This window comes from Qipengyuania citrea, from assembly GCF_009828015.1.
Taxonomy (GTDB): domain Bacteria; phylum Pseudomonadota; class Alphaproteobacteria; order Sphingomonadales; family Sphingomonadaceae; genus Qipengyuania; species Qipengyuania citrea.
On record NZ_WTYG01000001.1, the window covers coordinates 960,773 to 977,863 of the forward strand.

The 17,091-nt window shown below is 65.4% G+C and carries 22 protein-coding genes; 17 read left to right on the top strand and 5 right to left on the bottom strand.

The features are described 5' to 3' along the window. The first annotated feature begins 84 nt into the window (after nt 1-84). The 5 genes from GRI55_RS04580 to GRI55_RS04600 are packed head-to-tail and all read left to right on the top strand — an operon-like array spanning nt 85 to nt 3,316. The gene (locus tag GRI55_RS04580) at nt 85-336 is read left to right on the top strand and encodes a DUF3572 family protein (RefSeq protein ID WP_063506332.1); all 252 of its coding nucleotides are present in this window, start codon (nt 85-87) and stop codon (nt 334-336) included. Next, the gene (locus tag GRI55_RS04585; RefSeq protein WP_063505014.1) at nt 333-974 is read left to right on the top strand and encodes an HAD family hydrolase; all 642 of its coding nucleotides are present in this window, start codon (nt 333-335) and stop codon (nt 972-974) included. Before GRI55_RS04580 ends, GRI55_RS04585 begins: the two co-directional genes overlap by 4 nt. After that, nucleotides 971-1,426 carry a RidA family protein gene (locus GRI55_RS04590; RefSeq protein WP_063505015.1) on the top strand — a complete coding sequence of 152 codons (456 nt, stop codon included), beginning with the start codon at nt 971-973 and terminating at the stop codon, nt 1,424-1,426. The genes GRI55_RS04585 and GRI55_RS04590 overlap by 4 nt, the downstream gene beginning before the upstream one ends. Beyond that, a complete protein-coding gene (locus GRI55_RS04595) occupies nt 1,401-2,171 on the top strand; it encodes a glycerophosphodiester phosphodiesterase family protein (RefSeq protein WP_160766324.1) in 771 nt (256 codons plus the stop codon). The genes GRI55_RS04590 and GRI55_RS04595 overlap by 26 nt, the downstream gene beginning before the upstream one ends. Further along, a complete protein-coding gene (locus GRI55_RS04600) occupies nt 2,168-3,316 on the top strand; it encodes a GNAT family N-acetyltransferase (RefSeq protein ID WP_160766325.1) in 1,149 nt (382 codons plus the stop codon). The genes GRI55_RS04595 and GRI55_RS04600 overlap by 4 nt, the downstream gene beginning before the upstream one ends. A 3-nt stretch (nt 3,317-3,319) precedes the next feature. Here the strand turns inward: GRI55_RS04600 and GRI55_RS04605 are convergent, their stop codons facing one another. Next, a complete protein-coding gene (locus GRI55_RS04605) occupies nt 3,320-3,649 on the bottom strand; it encodes an SEL1-like repeat protein (RefSeq protein ID WP_050600506.1) in 330 nt (109 codons plus the stop codon). Nucleotides 3,650-3,936: 287 nt separating this feature from the next. Here GRI55_RS04605 and dksA point away from each other — a divergent pair, with 287 nt between their 5' ends. The 7 genes from dksA (at nt 3,937) to kynU (ending at nt 9,493) form a co-directional block, all read left to right on the top strand. Beyond that, nucleotides 3,937-4,392: an RNA polymerase-binding protein DksA gene (gene dksA, locus GRI55_RS04610; protein ID WP_050600480.1), complete on the top strand. Its 456-nt coding sequence runs from the start codon at nt 3,937-3,939 to the stop codon at nt 4,390-4,392. Nucleotides 4,393-4,494: 102 nt separating this feature from the next. Continuing rightward, nucleotides 4,495-4,869 carry a PilZ domain-containing protein gene (locus GRI55_RS04615; RefSeq protein WP_160766326.1) on the top strand — a complete coding sequence of 125 codons (375 nt, stop codon included), beginning with the start codon at nt 4,495-4,497 and terminating at the stop codon, nt 4,867-4,869. A 43-nt stretch (nt 4,870-4,912) separates the two neighbouring features. Then, entirely contained in the window at nt 4,913-6,373 is a 1,461-nt protein-coding gene (locus GRI55_RS04620; RefSeq protein ID WP_063505019.1) for an ABC transporter substrate-binding protein, read from the top strand. A 6-nt stretch (nt 6,374-6,379) separates the two neighbouring features. Beyond that, a complete protein-coding gene (locus GRI55_RS04625; RefSeq protein ID WP_050600478.1) occupies nt 6,380-6,796 on the top strand; it encodes a DUF4112 domain-containing protein in 417 nt (138 codons plus the stop codon). A gap of 36 nt (nt 6,797-6,832) precedes the next feature. After that, complete coding sequence (locus GRI55_RS04630; protein WP_050600477.1) at nt 6,833-7,624, top strand: tryptophan 2,3-dioxygenase; 792 nt, start codon at nt 6,833-6,835, stop codon at nt 7,622-7,624. Then, nucleotides 7,621-8,271, top strand: a complete 651-nt coding sequence (gene kynB, locus GRI55_RS04635) for an arylformamidase (RefSeq protein ID WP_160766327.1) — start codon at nt 7,621-7,623, stop codon at nt 8,269-8,271. Before GRI55_RS04630 ends, kynB begins: the two co-directional genes overlap by 4 nt. 4 nt (nt 8,272-8,275) lie before the next feature. After that, nucleotides 8,276-9,493, top strand: a complete 1,218-nt coding sequence (gene kynU, locus GRI55_RS04640) for a kynureninase (RefSeq protein WP_160766487.1) — start codon at nt 8,276-8,278, stop codon at nt 9,491-9,493. A 48-nt stretch (nt 9,494-9,541) separates the two neighbouring features. On the opposite strand, the gene GRI55_RS04645 is transcribed toward kynU, so the two are convergent. After that, complete coding sequence (locus GRI55_RS04645; RefSeq protein WP_050600475.1) at nt 9,542-10,150, bottom strand: HNH endonuclease; 609 nt, start codon at nt 10,148-10,150, stop codon at nt 9,542-9,544. Nucleotides 10,151-10,277: 127 nt separating this feature from the next. Here GRI55_RS04645 and gluQRS point away from each other — a divergent pair, with 127 nt between their 5' ends. The 5 genes from gluQRS to GRI55_RS04670 all read left to right on the top strand — a co-directional run bounded on the left by gluQRS (nt 10,278) and on the right by GRI55_RS04670 (nt 13,488). After that, the gene (gene gluQRS, locus GRI55_RS04650; RefSeq protein ID WP_160766328.1) at nt 10,278-11,108 is read left to right on the top strand and encodes a tRNA glutamyl-Q(34) synthetase GluQRS; all 831 of its coding nucleotides are present in this window, start codon (nt 10,278-10,280) and stop codon (nt 11,106-11,108) included. A 12-nt stretch (nt 11,109-11,120) separates the two neighbouring features. Then, nucleotides 11,121-11,351 (top strand): HIG1 domain-containing protein, encoded by a 231-nt coding sequence (locus GRI55_RS04655; protein WP_050600473.1) that lies wholly within the window; start codon nt 11,121-11,123, stop codon nt 11,349-11,351. A gap of 16 nt (nt 11,352-11,367) precedes the next feature. Beyond that, nucleotides 11,368-11,946, top strand: coding sequence for a cob(I)yrinic acid a,c-diamide adenosyltransferase (locus GRI55_RS04660; RefSeq protein ID WP_063511028.1), 579 nt, complete (start codon nt 11,368-11,370; stop codon nt 11,944-11,946). Between the two features lie 67 nt (nt 11,947-12,013). Next, nucleotides 12,014-12,886, top strand: a complete 873-nt coding sequence (locus tag GRI55_RS04665) for a 3-hydroxyacyl-CoA dehydrogenase NAD-binding domain-containing protein (protein ID WP_160766329.1) — start codon at nt 12,014-12,016, stop codon at nt 12,884-12,886. Between the two features lie 254 nt (nt 12,887-13,140). Continuing rightward, nucleotides 13,141-13,488, top strand: coding sequence for a hypothetical protein (locus GRI55_RS04670; protein ID WP_050600470.1), 348 nt, complete (start codon nt 13,141-13,143; stop codon nt 13,486-13,488). 14 nt (nt 13,489-13,502) lie between these two features. Here the strand turns inward: GRI55_RS04670 and GRI55_RS04675 are convergent, their stop codons facing one another. Genes GRI55_RS04675 through mutS form a run of 3 tightly spaced genes read right to left on the bottom strand, consistent with a single transcriptional unit; the run spans nt 13,503 to nt 17,006 of the window. After that, complete coding sequence (locus GRI55_RS04675; RefSeq protein WP_050600469.1) at nt 13,503-13,913, bottom strand: YidH family protein; 411 nt, start codon at nt 13,911-13,913, stop codon at nt 13,503-13,505. Nucleotides 13,914-13,950: 37 nt separating this feature from the next. After that, a complete protein-coding gene (locus GRI55_RS04680; RefSeq protein WP_160766330.1) occupies nt 13,951-14,358 on the bottom strand; it encodes a hypothetical protein in 408 nt (135 codons plus the stop codon). A gap of 23 nt (nt 14,359-14,381) precedes the next feature. Next, the gene (gene mutS / locus GRI55_RS04685; protein ID WP_160766331.1) at nt 14,382-17,006 is read right to left on the bottom strand and encodes a DNA mismatch repair protein MutS; all 2,625 of its coding nucleotides are present in this window, start codon (nt 17,004-17,006) and stop codon (nt 14,382-14,384) included. Nucleotides 17,007-17,091 lie beyond the last annotated feature (85 nt).

A 17,091-nucleotide genomic window follows, 5' to 3' on the forward strand; every position in this document is an offset into this window, starting at 1 on the left:
TGGCGCGGACTCCATGCGAATGCGCATGGACCTTATGCAAAAGCGGGAGCGCTGACAATTATTCGCGAACCGACGAATGGCGAAATGCGGCCGCCCGAGGTGCTGGCGCTCGAAGCGCTCGGCTGGGCGCTGGCCGACGACAAGCGGGCCGAGCGCCTGCTGTCGCTGACCGGCCTCACGCCCGAGCGATTGCGGAACGGGCTGACCGATCGCGGCGTTCAGGCTGCAGTGCTCGAATTTCTAGCCAATCACGAACCCGATCTCGTCCTTGCCGCCGACGCGCTGGACACCACCCCCGAAACGCTGGTCGCTGCGGCCAGGGAGCTGTCCAGATGACCCGCCCACTGATCATATCCGACTGCGATGAAGTGCTGCTCTACATGGTCGCGCCCTTCCGCGACTGGCTGGCCGAAACGCAGGGCGTCGAATTCCGTATGGAAGGCAACGATTTCGCCCAGGCGCTGCGCTGGCAGGACAGCGGCGAGATCCTCGCGCCCGAGGAAATCTGGCGCAAGCTGGGCGGCTTCTTCGATACCGAAATGCATCGCCAGACGCCGATCCCCGGCGCGATCGAAGGGATCGCCGCGCTGCGCGAACACGCCGATGTCGTGATCCTCACCAATCTCGTCGACAAGCGCCAGGAAATGCGCCGGGCGCAGCTGATCGACCACGGGCTCGACGCTCGCGTGTTCACCAACCAGGGCCCCAAGGGTCCCGCGCTGCAGGCGATCCTCGATGAATACCGGCCGAGCAAGGCAGTTTTCATCGACGATCTGGCGCAGCATCACCGCTCGGCCCGCGAAACGCTTGGCCCGGCGGGTGCGAACATCACCACGCTCCATCTGTGCGGCGAACCGCTGCTCGCCCCGCATATCGATTGCGCGCATACCGCCGGCCACGCCGACGCCCGCATCGATAGCTGGGACGAAGCGCTGCCGTGGCTGATGGGCGAAATCGAGAAGGAACCCGCATGAGCATCCACGACCGTCTCCGCGCGAGAGGCATCGCGCTTCCGCATGCCGCTGCCCCCGTCGCCAGCTACCAGCCGGTGGTGGTCGATGGCCATACTGCCTTTGTTTCGGGCCAGCTGCCCTTCGTCGATGGCGAACTGGTCACCGGCAAGTTGGGCGAGGGCGTCACGCTAGAGCAGGGCCAGCAAGCCGCGCGGGCCTGCGGATTGATGATCTTGGCGCAGCTCGAGGCCGCCGGGCTGATCGAGCGGGTGGCGCATTTCGTCAAGCTCGGCGGCTTCGTCGCCTGCACGCCCGACTTCTACGACCAGCCCAAGGTCATCAACGGCGCGTCCGACCTGATGTACGAAGTGTTCGGTGATCCGGGCAAACATGCGCGCAGCGCGGTGGGCGTGCCTGCGCTCCCGCTGAATGCCGCGGTAGAGGTCGATGCGATCGTTGCTCTCAAGGCTTGATCGTCATCTGGCGCCTTCACCCGATCCGGCACGGGTCGGGTGGCTGCGCGACTGGAGCTACGCCCACCGCGGGCTCCACAGCGACGGCGTGCCGGAGAACTCGCTCGCCGCCTTTGCCGGAGCGATGGAGCGGGGAATGGGTATCGAATGCGATATCCAGCGCAGCCAGGACCATGCGGCAATCCTGATGCACGACTGGGAACTCGACCGGCTGACCGGGGTCAGCGGTCCGACGGCGGGATATTCGGCCGAAGAGCTGGCGCAGCTGGCCTTCCTCGATACCGAACACAAGCTTGCCCGGCTCGACGATCTGCTCGCGCTGGTCGATGGTCAGGTGCCGCTGCTGATCGAGATCAAGTCGCGCCGGCGCTACGATGTGGCGCAAAGCTGCGAAGCCGTGCGCGATGCGCTCGCGGGCTATTCGGGGCCGCATGCGGTGATGAGCTTCGACCCACGGGTTTCGCGCTGGTTCCGCCGGCATGCGCCGCAGACGGTGCAGGGCCTCGTCATGCGCGAGGACGAGAAGGGGCAGACGCAAAAGGGCTGGCAGCGGCGGCTCGTGGTGCGGGCGGCGCGGCCCGAATTCATCGCCTACCATGTCGCGGCTCTGCCCAGTCCGATGGTCGCCGCGTTGCGCGATGCCGGCCTGCCGGTGCTGACCTGGACGGTCGATACACCCACGCTACGCGAAATCGCGGCGTTGCATGCCGATGCGCCGATCGCCGAGGGCGAGGGGGTGGCATGAGCGAGGCTGGCACGCCTGGCGACCTGGCCGCCCGCGTCAGTGGTTCGGTCGGCGCTTTCGAGCGCGCCGAATGGAACGCCCTGGCGGGAGCGGACAACCCCTTCGTTAGCCATGAATTCCTCACTGCGCTGGAAGATTCGGGTAGCGTCGGTCCCGGCACCGGCTGGCAGCCCGCACCGCTGGTTATCAGTACGCAGGACGGCCCGCTGCTGGCCGCCATGCCCGCCTATCTGAAGGGGCACAGCCAAGGCGAATACGTCTTCGATCATAGCTGGGCCGATGCCTATGAAAGGGCAGGGGGCAGCTATTATCCAAAGCTACAGATCGCCGCCCCGTTCACGCCTGCTACCGGCCCGCGGCTGCTCCTCTCGGATGAGGCGCTCGCTGCGCCGCTGCTGGCTGCTGCCGGACAATTGTGCCTCCAGAACGGTTTTTCTTCGGCGCATGCGACCTTCATCGAACCATCGCAGCATCCGCTGTTCGAAGAGGCCGGATGGATGCTGCGCAGCGATATCCAGTTCCACTGGCACAACCGCGGGTTCGCCCGGTTCGACGATTTCCTCGCCACGCTCGCCTCACGCAAGCGCAAGGACCTGCGCAAGGAGCGCGCCGCCGCGCAGGCAGAGGTCGACATCATCCACCTGCGCGGCGGCGATATCCGGCCCCAACACTGGGATGCGTTCTGGGCGTTCTACCAGGACACCGGCGCGCGAAAATGGGGAACGCCCTATCTGACCCGCGCGGCCTTCGATCTGCTGGGCGAACGGATGGGGGAGAAGATCCTGCTGGTGCTGGCACTGCAGGACGGCGAGCCGGTGGCGGGTGCGCTCAATTTCATCGGCGGTGATGCGCTGTACGGCCGTTACTGGGGCTGCACGCGCGACATCCGCTTCCTGCATTTCGAATTGTGCTATTATCAGGCGATCGAGGCAGCGATCGAACTGGGACTGGCGCGGGTCGAAGCCGGCGCGCAGGGTGGGCACAAGCTGGCCCGCGGGTATGAACCGGTGGAAACGGTTTCCGCGCACTGGTTCGCCGATGCCGGTTTCCGCAGCGCGGTAGAGGATTTCCTCGAACGCGAGCGCGCGGGTGTTGCAGCCGATCGCAACTATCTGGCGACGCGGACCCCGTTCAGGAAGGATTAGCGCTCAGGCGGCTTTGCGGCTGCTGTCGGCCAGCCATTCGCGCGCGCGGCGCTGGGCTTCGGCAATCTCGCGCGCGGTCATTTCCTCGGCGATATCGGCACGGCACCAGCTGGCTTCCTCATGCCCTTTGGATGCCGCGATGTTGAACCACTTGTGCGCCTCGATCAGATCGCATTCCACGCCGCTGCTGCCGGCCGAGAATGCCACCCCAAGGCTGTAGAGCGCACCGATCGCGCCGCCTTCGTACTCGGTCAGATATTCGGCGATCAGCGCCGCACCGTCTTCACTCTGGATGATCTCGCCACCGCCGCCTTCGATACTGGTCAGCTGCATGGTCATTCCCCCAACAAGACCGGCTCAGGTGCCGGACGCGATAGAATTGGCCAAATTATGGTCAAGAAATGGTTAATTCGCGATTCTTTCCCGGGCGGCGCGGGTGCTGGCAGCGTGTTTTCGGTCCTGTGGGACCCATTTCGGTGATGTGCGGGATTGGCGCTTGTGTGCCCGCAGGCGCTTGCCTATAGGCACGCGCCGAGCGGGTCATTCGGAGCGCCGGAAAAATCCGGGCCGACAGGGCGGCATGTTCCGATGTCTAAATCGACCAGGTAAGAGGGTCCTCAATGGCCTCTGTGGCAAATGAGAACGGGAAGCTGGCCAAGGCACGCGCTGCGGTGGGTGACGACTACGTTCCCGACGATACCGAAGAATACATGAACGAGCGGCAGCAGCAGTACTTTCGCGTATTGTTGCTGGAGTGGAAGAAATCGATCCACGATGCGGCCGGGCAGACGTTGCAGTCGCTCCAGGACGGTCCGATCCGCGAACCCGACCTCAACGACCGTGCCTCGTCCGAGACCGACTGGGGCATCGAACTGCGCACGCGCGACCGCCAGCGCAAGCTCATCTCCAAGATCGATTCCGCGCTCCGGCGCATCGACGAAGGCGAATATGGCTGGTGCGAAGTCACCGGTGATCCGATCGGCCTCAAGCGGCTGATCGCGCGTCCGGTGGCGACCATGACGGTCGAAGCACAGGAAGCGCACGAACGGCGCGAGAAGATCTCACGCGACGATTGAGCGCACGCTAACCGATTCTTTAGGTCTCCAGCCTAGCGTGCAGACCGTTCCGGGACTATCGTGGATGTTCCGGGAAATGCATCTAGGGATACGACGCAAGCAATGTCCTCGGTCGATACGCGCAATGTTGGTCGCGACAGCCTGTTTCTGTTCGCGCAGCTGACCCTCGACGGTCAGGCCGAACCGGTGCGCGTCAAGGTGCGCAATCTGTCGGCTGGCGGGATGATGGCCGAAGCCGGCGGCATGGCGATTTCCCGCGGCGACCGGGTCGGCATCGAATTGCGCAATGTCGGCACGATCAAGGGCAATGTCGCCTGGGCGCAGGACGACCGGTTCGGAGTCGCCTTCGAAACCGAGATCGACCCCAAGATCGTGCGTGCCCCGGTGGGCACCAAGACCGATACGCCCGCCTATCTGCGGTCGACCTCCGCCGCATCTCCGCTTTCCGAAGAAGAGCGCCGCCTGCGCAAACTGTAATTGTCTGGCTGACGCCGCAAGCGCAGCCTGCTAACCGGCGATGATGCGCGTTTGGCTTTTCGCACTCCTGTTCGCAGCGCTCGGCGCTTGTAGCGCCGGCGGCGACGACGGCGTGGTGGATGTCGCCTTCATTGCCGATCCTGCCGAACTCGAAGCGCAGGGCGTGCGGCTGGGCTATGCGGGCCAGCATGTCCGCGGCGCGCTGTCGACCGGGTTGGTGCGGCTCGATCCGCGGGGCGAAGTCGTGCCGGGCGTGGCCGAACGTTGGATCGTCACCGATGGCGGCGCAAGTTACATTTTCCGGATCAACGAATTCGACCTCGCGGGCGGCGATCGGCTGACGGCGCAGGCGGTGCGCGATGCGCTCCAGCGACGTGTGCGACAATTGCAGGGCACCACGCTCGGGCTCGATCTCGCCAAGATCCGCGATATCCGCGCGATGACCGGGCGGGTGATCGAAATCCGGCTGACCAGTCCGATGCCCGATTTCCTACAATTGCTTGCCCAGCCGGAACTGGGCATTGAATTCGGCGATCAACCCGTCGGTCTCATGCGCGGTGACATGCAGGACGGCTCGCGCCTGTTGGCGCCGTTGCCGCCCGAATTGCGCGGCCTGCCCGAGCAGCCCGGATGGGAAGACACCATTCGCGTGTTGCGGGTCCATGCGACCGATGCCGAGGACGCGACCGAAGGCTTCGCGCAGGCCCGCTTCGACTTGGTGCTCGGCGGAAGGCTGGCTTCGCTGCCGCTCGCCAACAGCGGGCCGTTGTCGCGCGGCAATGTGCGGCTCGATGCGGCAATCGGGCTGTTCGGTCTCGAGATCCGGCGCCCCGAGGGGTTCCTGGGAAGCGCGGCCAACCGTGAAGCGCTGGCCATGGCGATCGATCGCGAGGCGCTGATGCAGCCGTTCAATATCGGCGGCTGGTCGGCATCGACGCGGATCGTCCCGGTCGCGCTGTCGACGATTGCGCAGCCACCCGCCGAACGCTGGGAAGCGATGACGCTGGAACAGCGGCGGACCGAGGCCCGCCAGCGCGTCGCCCGGTGGCGCGCCGACAGCGGCGAAGGGCCCCAGCTGCGTATCCATCTGCCGCGCGGGCCGGGCTCCGACCTGCTGTTTGACGGGCTGAGCGAAAACTTGGCCGCCATCGGCGTGTCGACCCAGCGCGCGGCGGAACCCGACGCCGCCGATATCGTGCTGCGCGACCGCGTGGCGCGCTACGCCTCGCCGCGCTGGTTCCTCAACCAGTTCAACTGCGCGGTAAGCCGGGGCGCCTGTAGCGAGGATGCCGATTATCTCGTATCGCTGGCGCTGGACGCGCGCGACGGGGTCGAGGCGGCGTCCTATCTCTACGAGGCCGAAACCGCCTTGCTGGCCATCAATCGCTACATCCCGCTCGGCGCGCCGATCCGCTGGTCGCTGGTACGCGCCGATATCGAAGCGTTCGCCGAAAACCCGTGGAACATCCATCCCTTGTTCCCGCTCTCGCGGGCCCCCATCTAACCTGCCATGGACAATCGCGACCGCCCGCGTCCCCTGGGGATGGAACTGCCGACCGGCACCGATCCGGTGTCGATCCGCAAGCGTATCGAGGCGATGGAGCACCTGCTCGAACGCAGCCTTGTCGTACCGGGGACCAAATATCCGATCGGGCTCGATACGATCATCGGCTTTGTCCCCGTCATCGGCGATATCGTGACGGCAGCGCTCGCGGGCTACATCGTCTGGGAAGCCAAGAACCTCGGCCTGCCGCGGTGGAAGCTGTGGCGCATGATCGGCAATATCGGCATCGACAGCGCGGTCGGCGCCGTGCCGATCATCGGTGATGCATTCGACGTGGTCTATCGCTCGAACACCAAGAACCTGCGCATCGTCAAACGCCACCTCGACAAGCATCATCCGCACACGCAGGTGATCGAGGGGTAGTTTCATCGGTGACCGATGCGCGCTAGGGCAGCGGGCATGGCATCCGATGTTACCTATTCCAGCTACCTCGATCTCGAGCGCATTCTCGCGGCGCAGCATCCCGCGTCCGAAGCGCATGACGAGATGCTGTTCATCATCGTCCACCAGGCGAGCGAGCTGTGGCTCAAGCTGTGCCTGCACGAGCTGACCAAGGCGCGCGCATGCATCCGGGCCGACGACCTGCGGCCCTCCTTCAAGATGCTCGCGCGCGTGGCGCGTGCGCAGGGACAGCTGATCCAGAGCTGGGATGTGCTCAGCACGATGACCCCGCATGATTATTCGACCATCCGGCCACACCTGGGCGGATCGAGCGGGTTCCAGAGCGCGCAGTACCGGATGATGGAATTCCTGCTGGGCGGACGCAATCCGGACATGGTCACCATGCACGAGGCGACGCCCGACGTGGCCGAGGGGCTGAAAGCGGAACTCACCCGCAAATCCATCTACGCCGAAGCGATCGCGCTGCTGGCGCGGCGCGGCTTCGCCATTCCCGACAGCGTGCTCGAGCGCGACCGGGCCAGGGCGTGGGAGCATGCGCCCGCGGTCGAGGCGGCATGGGCCGAGATCTACCGCGATCCGCAAGCCTATTGGGACCTCTACGAACTGGCCGAAAAGCTCGTCGATCTGGAGTATCATTTCCAGCGCTGGCGCTTCGGCCATCTCAAGACGGTGGAACGGATCATCGGCTTCAAGAAAGGCACGGGCGGCACCCCCGGCGTGCCCTATCTGGCGGGCGTGCTGAAAGCCGCCTTCTTTCCCGAACTCCTGAGCGTGCGGACCGCTTTATGAGCAGCTGGAAAAGCCCCCGACGTATCTGGGACATCTCGCAGACGCTGCGCCCCGGGATGCCCGTCTGGCCGGACGACACCGCTTTCGCATTCGATCGCACATGGAAGATGGAGGATGGATCGCCCGTCAATGTCGGGCGGATGACCATGAGCACGCATTCGGGCACGCATGGCGATGCACCGCTGCATTATTCCGCTTCCGCTCCCGATATCGCCAGCGTTGCGCTCGATCCCTACATCGGGGAATGCCTGGTGGTGGATGCGACGCGGGTCACCGGTGGCAGGGTTTCGGTCGGCGATCTGCCGCATATCGAAAGCGCCGACCGCGTGTTGTTCCGCACGTTCGAAACCTTCCCGCACGAGCAATGGGACGCCAGTTTCACCGCGATCGATGCCGAAGCGATCGAATGGCTCGCATTGCAGGGTGTCAAGCTGGTCGGGACCGATGCGCCCAGTGTCGATCCGCAGGACAGCAAGACGATGGATGCCCACCGGGCGGTGCTGGAGCATGACATGCGCATTCTCGAAGGGCTGGTGCTCGATGGGGTTCCGGAAGGGCGTTACGAACTGATCGCGCTGCCGCTGAAGATAGCGGGCGGCGATGCCGGCCTGACCCGCGCCATTCTGCGCGAGCCAGCCGATGCATGAACCGATGAATTCGCGCGCGCGTATCCTCGACGCTGGCGACCCGCTGGCGGGCTTCCGCGATCGGTTCATCGTGCCCGAAGGCGTCATCTACCTCGATGGCAATTCGCTGGGCTGCCTGCCGAAAGCTACGCCCGCTCGCATGGAACAGGTAGTGCGCGAGGAGTGGGGCGAGGGCCTTATCCGCAGCTGGAACACCGCCGACTGGATCGATTGGCCGCTCCGGATCGGCGGCAAGATCGCGCCGCTGATCGGGGCATCACCGCATGAGGTCATTGCCTGCGATTCCACCAGTGTGAACCTGTTCAAGCTGATTGCCGCGGCGCTTGAAATGCGCCCGGGCCGCAAGACCGTTCTGAGCGAGCCGGGCAATTTCCCGACCGATCTCTACATGATCGAGGGGCTGGAAAAGCAGGGCCTTGCCAAGCGGCGACTGGCCCCGCGCGAACAGCTCGCCTGCGCGCTGGACGAGGACGTCGCGCTGCTGCTGCTGACCCACGCGCATTACAAGACTGGCGAGGTGTTCGACATGGCCGCCATGACCCGGGCGGCGCACGAAGCGGGAGCACTGGTGCTGTGGGATCTGTCGCATTCGGGCGGCGCCCTGCCGGTCGATCTCGGCGGGTGCGGAGCCGATTTCGCGGTTGGCTGCGGTTACAAATACTTCAATGGCGGGCCGGGCGCACCGGCCTATGCCTTTGTCGCCGAACGGCACCTGCAAAGTGCGCGGCAGCCGCTCACCGGCTGGTTCGGGCACGCCGCCCCCTTCGCCTTCAGCGACGATTACGAACCCGCGCCGGGGATCGACAGGCTCCAGTGCGGAACGCCGCCGATCCTCGGCCTTGCGGCGCTCGAAGTGGGCGTCGATCTGATCGGGGAAATCGGGGTCGAGAGGCTCCACGCCAAATCGCAGGCGCTCTCCGAATTCTTGCGCCAGTGCCTTGCCGAACGTGGTGTCACGCTCGATCTCGTCAGTCCTGCCGATCCTGCCCAGCGTGGCAGCCAGCTGTCGTTCCGCCATGCAGAGGCTTACGCGATCTGCCAGGCGCTGATCGCGCGCGGCGTCATCGGCGATTTTCGTGACCCAGATATCCTGCGTTTCGGGTTTGCGCCCGCCTATCTGCGCTTCGAGGACATGGCCGAAGCCGCGCGGCACCTTGCCGAAGTGCTCGAAAGCGGCGAATGGCAGCGCGACGAGTTCCGCGAGCGAGCTGCGGTGACCTGATCCGCATGCTCTGGGAGCCTGGCGAGATCGGCCAAGCTGACCGCTTCTTCACGCCTCCAGTTCGATATCCCAGTAGAGCCAGTCGCGCCATGTTTCGTGGAGATAGTTGGGCGGGAACATCTTGCCGTGCTGCTGCAGCTGCCAATGGGTTGGGCGGATCGGTTCGCTGGCAAGCTGCATGCCCGCCTGCCTCGGTGTGCGGCCACCCTTCTTCATGTTGCACGGTGCGCAGGCGGTGGCGATGTTCTCCCAGGTGGTCTTGCCGCCCAGCCGGCGCGGGATGACGTGGTCGAAGGTGAGATTGTTCATCGCCCCGCAGAACTGGCAACTGAAGCGATCGCGCAGGAACAGGTTGAAGCGCGTGAACGCGGGAAACTCGCTGGGCTTCACATACTGCTTGAGCGCGATCACGCTGGGGATCTTCATGTCGAGCGAGGGCGAATGGACCTCGCGCTCGTAGGTGGCGATCACATCCACCCGGTCGAGAAAGATCGCCTTGATCGCGGTCTGCCACGGCCACAGGCTGAGCGGGTAATAGGATAGCGGCGTGAAGTCGGCATTGAGGACGAGCGAAGGGCACGACTGCAGATTGCGCGTCGGATCATCTTCGCTACTGCGGAACCTAGCGGCCCGTTCAAGCAGTTCGGCCCTGAACACTCGTGCGTTCCTCCCCGATGACTTAGAAAATGCACTTGCAAGGAAAAGCGTCAAGCCTGTTACAGACAGGCTATCCACAAACTTGTCCGCAACCCGCGCCGTTTCGAGCTGACCTCGCCAGGACCGCATGACCGTAACCCGCTTCGCCCCCAGTCCGAATGGCCCGTTGCATCTGGGCCACGCCTACTCGGCAGTGGTCGCGCATGATCTTGCGAAACGGGCCGGCGGACGTTTCCTGCTGCGGATCGAAGACATCGACGGTCCGCGCTCGCGCCCCGAATTGGCGGAAGCGTTTCGCCGCGATCTCGCGTGGCTCGGGCTCGAATGGGAAGAAGTGCCCGCGCAATCGACCCGGCTCGCGACCTATGCCGCTGCCGCGCAGGAGCTGCTTGCGCGCGGATACCTCTATCGCTGCACCTGCACCCGAGCCGAGATCGTGTCTCTGGGGCCGCGGATTGGCTCGCAAGGCGCGGTCTATCCCGGAACCTGCAAGACCCGCCCGCCCGAGCCGGACAAGCCAGCCGCGCTGCGGCTCGATATGGCCCGCGCTCTTGCCGATGTCGGTCCGCTCGAATGGGAGGATGCGGTGGCCGGTGTACAGCGGGCCGACCCGCTTGAGGCAGGCGACGTGGTGATTGTACGCAAGGACTCGCCGGCCAGTTATCATCTGGCCGCCACGCTGGACGATGCCGCCGACAGTGTGACGCTGGTAACGCGCGGAGAGGACCTGTTTGCAGCGACGCCGATCCACCGCGTGCTGCAGGCGCTGCTGGATCTGCCCGTACCGCGCTGGCACCATCACCGGCTGCTGGTGGATGCGAGCGGGCAGAAACTCGCCAAGCGGCGCGGCTCGCCCTCGCTGGCCGATCGGCGGGAGGCGGGTGAGGATGGTCTGTTGCTTGCAGAGCAACTGCGCTTGCACCGTTTTCCGGGTGGCATTTCGCTCGCGAGTGCCTAAGTCTGTGTGGCTATGAACACATTCCTCATCATTCTCCTCGTCATCCTCATGGTTCTTGTGGTGGCCTCGCTCATCCGCGGGATCGTCGCCTTCATGAAGAGCACCAAGATCGACCTGGAGAGCGGTGAGCAGACCGACGCGACCGACATGCAACTGACGCAGAACAAGATGATGTTCGCGCGGATCAAGTACCAGGCGCTGGCCGTGGTGGTGGTGGCCGTCCTGCTCGCCATCGCGAACTGATCCGGCGCAGCGCTGCGTGGTCAAGCTCAACAAGATCTACACGCGTACCGGCGACGACGGGACCACGGGTCTTGTCGATGGTTCGCGCCTGCCCAAGCACGATACCCGGATGGAAGCGATCGGGGCTGTGGACGAAGCCAATTCGGCGCTCGGCCTCGCCGCAGTTACCTTGGCGGACACTCCGTTCGCGGACCCGTTGTACCGGATTCAGAACGATCTCTTCGACCTCGGCGCCGATATTGCGACGCCGGCGGGTGACGATGACGATTTCGCCCCTTCGGAAATGGTGCTGCGGATAGTTGCAGGTCAGACCGCGTGGCTCGAACAGGCGATCGACGAGGCCAATACGCGGCTCGAACCACTGACGAGTTTCGTGCTCCCCGGCGGGAGCGAAGGGGCCGCACGGCTGCATGTCGCCCGCGCTGCAGCCCGGCGCGCCGAACGCGCGATGACGGCGATGGCGGCGCAGCATCTGACCAACCGCCACGCGCTGGCCTATATCAACCGCCTGTCGGACTATCTGTTCGTACTCGCGCGCGTTGCCAATGACGATGGCCGCGCCGACGTGAAGTGGGTGCCTGGCGCCAACCGCTGAGGCGCTAGCCAGCGCCCTGCGCCTTCGCTAGTGCAGCGCCGTTGCTGCAGACGCGAAGGAAATTTCGATGAACAATACGGTTGCCATCATCGGTGCGGGCCAGATGGGTTCGGGAATAGCGCAGACCGTGGCCTCGAACGGCATAGATGTGCTGCTGGCCGATGTCAGCCTGGAGGTCGCCGAGCAGGCACACGCCGGGATCGACAAGGCGCTGGGCAAGCTGGTCGGCAAGGGCAAGATCGAGATCGCCGATGCCGAGGCGACGCTGAAGCGCATCACGCCGGTCGCCGATTACGCGCCGATGCAGGACGCGAGCCTGATCATCGAGGCAGCGACCGAGAAGGAAGCGATCAAGCAGGCGATCTTCGAGAAGGCTGGCCAGTACCTCGCCGCCGATGCCATCATGGCCTCGAACACCAGCTCGATCCCGATCACGCGGATGGCGAATTATGCGCCCGATCCGGCGCGGTTTATCGGGCTCCACTTCTTCAATCCGGTGCCGGTGATGAAGCTGATCGAGGTCATCCCCGGCCTCGCGACCGCGCAGAAGACCACCGACCGCACCACCGCCTTTGCCGAGAGCCTGGGGAAGGAAGTGGTCCTGTCGCAGGACGAGCCCGGCTTCGTCGTCAACCGTATCCTGCTGCCGATGATCAACGAGGCGGTGTTCGTGCTGGGCCAGTCGACCGCCGCGATCGAAGATATCGACAAGGGTTGCCGGCTGGGTCTCAACCACCCGATGGGCCCGCTGCAGCTGGCCGATTTCGTCGGGCTGGATACCTGTCTCGACATCATCATGGTGCTCTACAAGACCACCCGTGATGCCAAGTACCGTCCCGCACCGCTGCTGGTGAAATATGTCGAAGCCGGCTGGCTCGGCCGCAAGACGGGCCGCGGGTTCTACGACTACTCGGGCGAGGAGCCGGTTCCGACGAGATAGTTTGTGGGTGCGGTCAGGACATCCGTCCTGACTTCTCGGCACCAGCCCACGCCCCCTCCCGGCCACCCACGGCACGGTATTCTATGGGTGGCCGGGCGGGGGTGTGGGCTGGTGCAGCAGCAAGATAGCGGCGGATGCCGCTAGCGCACGCAAAGAGAATCCGGACGGGACACGGGCAGGCTGCTCCCCACCATCGGACCTCCATAGGAACCGCGCGGCCCCGCCCACCGTTGGTCAGGCAAAGGAGACTACGCATGACCGACAAGAAGGTAAGCAGCCAGGAACAGCGCCAGGCCGGCCTCGCGCCCGAAACCCACAATGACGAGCAGGACGATCACCGCATGCAGGCGCAGGAAGTGGCCGAGCAAGCCCGCGGGGTCACCACCGAGACATCATCGCCGACCGAGAGCACGAAGGGCGACAACAAGAGCGGCCTGATGGGCGATTCGACGCAGGACACGATCGACCACATGCGCGACATGGAAAGCTCGGGCCGGATCGACATGTCGGCCTATCGCGGCGAGGACAACCACGACGACAATGAGGACAAATACGGCAAATCGGCCAAGGTCGACCCCGATTTGCCATCCGACGGCAGCTGATTCCGGCGGCCTCGCTATCCGGAGATGGCACCGTCGTTCAGCACCCAAAGCCCCGCGGTAAGCACGAGCGATCCGGCGGCGATGGCATAGGCAAGCGCACGAAAGTTCGGGGTCGAGATGGCCTCGAACTTGTGCGTCTGCAACTTGTCGAGCGTGTGGCAAGCGCGGCGTTCGGCAGTAATCGCCAGCCACCCCCCGGCCAGGATGAACATCGTGGCGATCGCCTTGGCCAGCCACGGCGGATCGAACGCCCCGAAAACCGCCTTGAAGCCCAGCCCGATACCGATCGCGGCAAAAGAAGTGCGCATCCAGCCGGCGAAAGTCCGTTCCATCGCCATGATGTTGCGATCCTCGGCAAGGTCGGTGCGGACCTCGGCCCACTCGGTCGACTTGTCGGGATCTTCGGGGGGATCATCCTGAGCCATGAGATATCAATCGCGGATCGCGGGGGCGGTTCCTATCCTATTTCACGATCTCGACCGGCTTGACGTCTCGCGCGGGCGGGCCGGGGAGCGGGCTGGGCCGCGCGCCGACCAGGGGCTCGACGTCTTCTATCAGATAGCTGTCATCGAACGGTTCGGGGACGAAGGGTTCGGGTGTTGCAGGCCCCGTCGGTGCATCTTCGGCATACCATGCGGACAGGGCCGCATCGTCTTGCGAGGACCGCTGCTCCCGCCGCGCGGGCACATCCGTATCGATCAAGGGCTCGGGCGCACGATCCGCAAATTCGCCCTGCCCGGGCGGCGCGTCGCTGAGACGCGCGATCACGCCGGGATCGTTCTCCCCGCCGACGAGGATCACAACACCGATCAGAAACAGGACGACGAGCGCCAGTTTCTTGAGCAATCCGGGGTGCAGTCCGTCATCCATCTCCCCGGTATAGGGCAGCGCGGTTAAGCGTCCGTTTCCCGGGCCGTGGTCTGCAAGGCGTAGAGCGTATCGAGTGCTTCGCGCGGCGAGAGGGCATCTACGTCGATCCGCTCGATCGCCTCGCGCAGCGGGTCGGGCCGAGCTTCTTCTGCCTGCGCGGTGACTGCGAAAAGCGGCAGGTCGCCAAGGCCGGCGCCGAGCCCGCCGGTCTGTTCGCGGCCCTTCTCGAGCTTGTCGAGCACTGCCTTGGCCCGCTTGATGACCGGTGCGGGCACACCGGCCAGCTTGGCGACCGACAGGCCGTAGCTGCGATCGGCAGCGCCCGTCGCCAATTCATGCAGCAGGACGAGATCGCCCTTCCATTCGCGCGCCCGCACATGATGCAGGCTCAACGCGTCGCAGGTCTCGGCCAGTCGGCTGAGCTCGTGATAATGCGTGGCGAAGAGGCAGCGGCATTGCAGCTGTTCATGCACCGCTTCGACCACCGCCCAGGCCAGCGCCATGCCGTCATAGGTGCTGGTGCCGCGCCCGACCTCGTCGAGGATCACGAAACTGCGTTCGGTCGCCTGGCTGAGGATTGCCGCGGTTTCGACCATCTCGACCATGAACGTGGACCGTCCGCGCGCCAGATTGTCGCTTGCCCCGACGCGGCTGAACAATCGGTCGGCCAAACCGACCCGGGCCGAATTTGCAGGGACATAGCTGCCTGCCTGGGCCAGCATCAGGATCAGCGCGTTCTGGCGCAGGAAGGTTGACTTGCCGCCCATGTTGGGGCCGCCGATCAGCCACAGGCGGTTTGCCTGCGCCAGGGTGCAATCATTGGCAACGAAACGTTCGCCGCTCCTCGCCAGCGCGGCTTCGACCACCGGGTGCCGGCCGCCGACGATTTCGAGGCAGGGCTCGTCGCGCATCTCGGGGCGCGCCCAGTCTCCTTCTACCGCGCGTTCGGCAAGCGCGGCCGCCACGTCGATCCGCGCAAGTGCGGCGGCGGTGGCGGCGATCGCTTCGCGGGCTTCGATCACTTCACCGACCAGTGTTTCGAAATGCGCTTCTTCGGCGGCCACCGCATGCGCGCCCGCTTCGGCGATCCGTGTCGCTTCCTCGTGCAGGCCGATCGAATTGAACCGCACGGCGCCGGCCATGGTCTGGCGGTGCGTGAAACCGCTGTCCGCTGCCATCAGCTTGTCGCCATGCTTGGCAGGCACTTCGATGAAATAACCGAGCACCTTGTTGTGCTTGATCTTGAGCGACGGCGTACCGGTCCCATCGCGGTACCTGGCTTCGAGCGCGGCGATGGCCTTGCGGGCGTTGCCGCTGGTTTCGCGCAGGCTGTCGAGCGCATGATCGTAATCCGCAGCGATAAAACCGCCCTGGCTGCGTTCGGTCGGCGGCGAGGGGACCAGCGCGCGCGCCAGATGGTCGACCAGTGCCGCATGGCCCCCCAATGCCTCGCACATGTCCGCCAGCAGTGCGGGAAGGTCCGGGCGGGCGCCGAGCATGTCGCGCACCCGCCGTGCTTCGGCAAGGCCGTCGCGGATCTGGCTCAGATCGCGCGGGCTGCCGCGCCCGGCGACCAGCCGTCCGAGTGCGCGGCCGATATCGGGGGCCTGGCGCAGGACGCCGCGCACGTCCGCGCGGAGTAGCGGGTCACCGTGGAAATGCTGGACGCTGGCGAGACGGGCTTCGATGGCGCCGCGATCGGCAAGCGGGGCGGACAGATCTTCGGCTAGCTGCCGCGCGCCTGCGCCCGTGGCGCAGCGATCGATACAGGCGATCAGGCTGCCGGCCCGCCCCCCACCCTGCGCTTCGAGAATCTCGAGACTGGCGCGAGTCGCTGCATCCATCGCGAGGTGGGCTCCGCTGCCGCGTGCGACCGGGGGCAGGAGGAAGGGCAGCGTGCCGCGTCCTGCATGCTCGAGATAGGCGATCAGCCCGGCCGCTGCAGCAAGCATGGGACGCGAGAAGTCGCCCAGTCCATCGAGCGTGGCGATCTGGTGGATCGTCTTGAGCCGGGCTTCGCCGTCTTCGCTGCGGAAATCACTGCGCGGCCGGGCGATGATGTCGGCTGGGGCATCCGGCCAGTCATCGGGGGCGAGCAACTCGCTTGCGCCCAGTCGCGCCAGCGCTGCATCGAGCGCGGCGATCGGGCATTCCTCCAGTTCCATGCGTCCGGTCGAGATATCGCATGCCGCCAGCCCGACGCTGTCGCGCAGCGGAACCACCGCCACCAGCAGATTCGCGCGGCGCGGTTCGAGCAGCGCTTCCTCGGTCAGCGTCCCCGCAGTGACGAACCGCACGATATCGCGCGCGACGAGGCTTTTGGAGACGGGGGTGCCCTCGCGCCGTGCGCGTTCCTTGGCCTCGTCGGGCGTTTCTGTCTGTTCGGCGATCGCGACCCGGCAGCCGCCCTTGATTAGCCGTGCGAGATAGCCCTCGGCGGCATGCACGGGCACCCCGCACATCGGCACGGGTTCGCCGTCATGTTCGCCGCGCGTGGTCAGCGCGATGTCGAGCACGCCGGCGGCGACCCGGGCGTCCTCGAAGAACAGTTCGAAGAAATCGCCCATGCGGTAGAACAGCAGCGCGTCGCCTGCCTCGCGCTTGAGCGCGAGATATTGCTGCATCATCGGAGTGGGCTTGCCGGACATGAAGCGGGCCTAGCGGGGCCGCCGCCGATTCGGGAGTCGCCCGGGGCACCCTTTCCCCTATGACTTCGCCGCGTGAGCGGTTAGG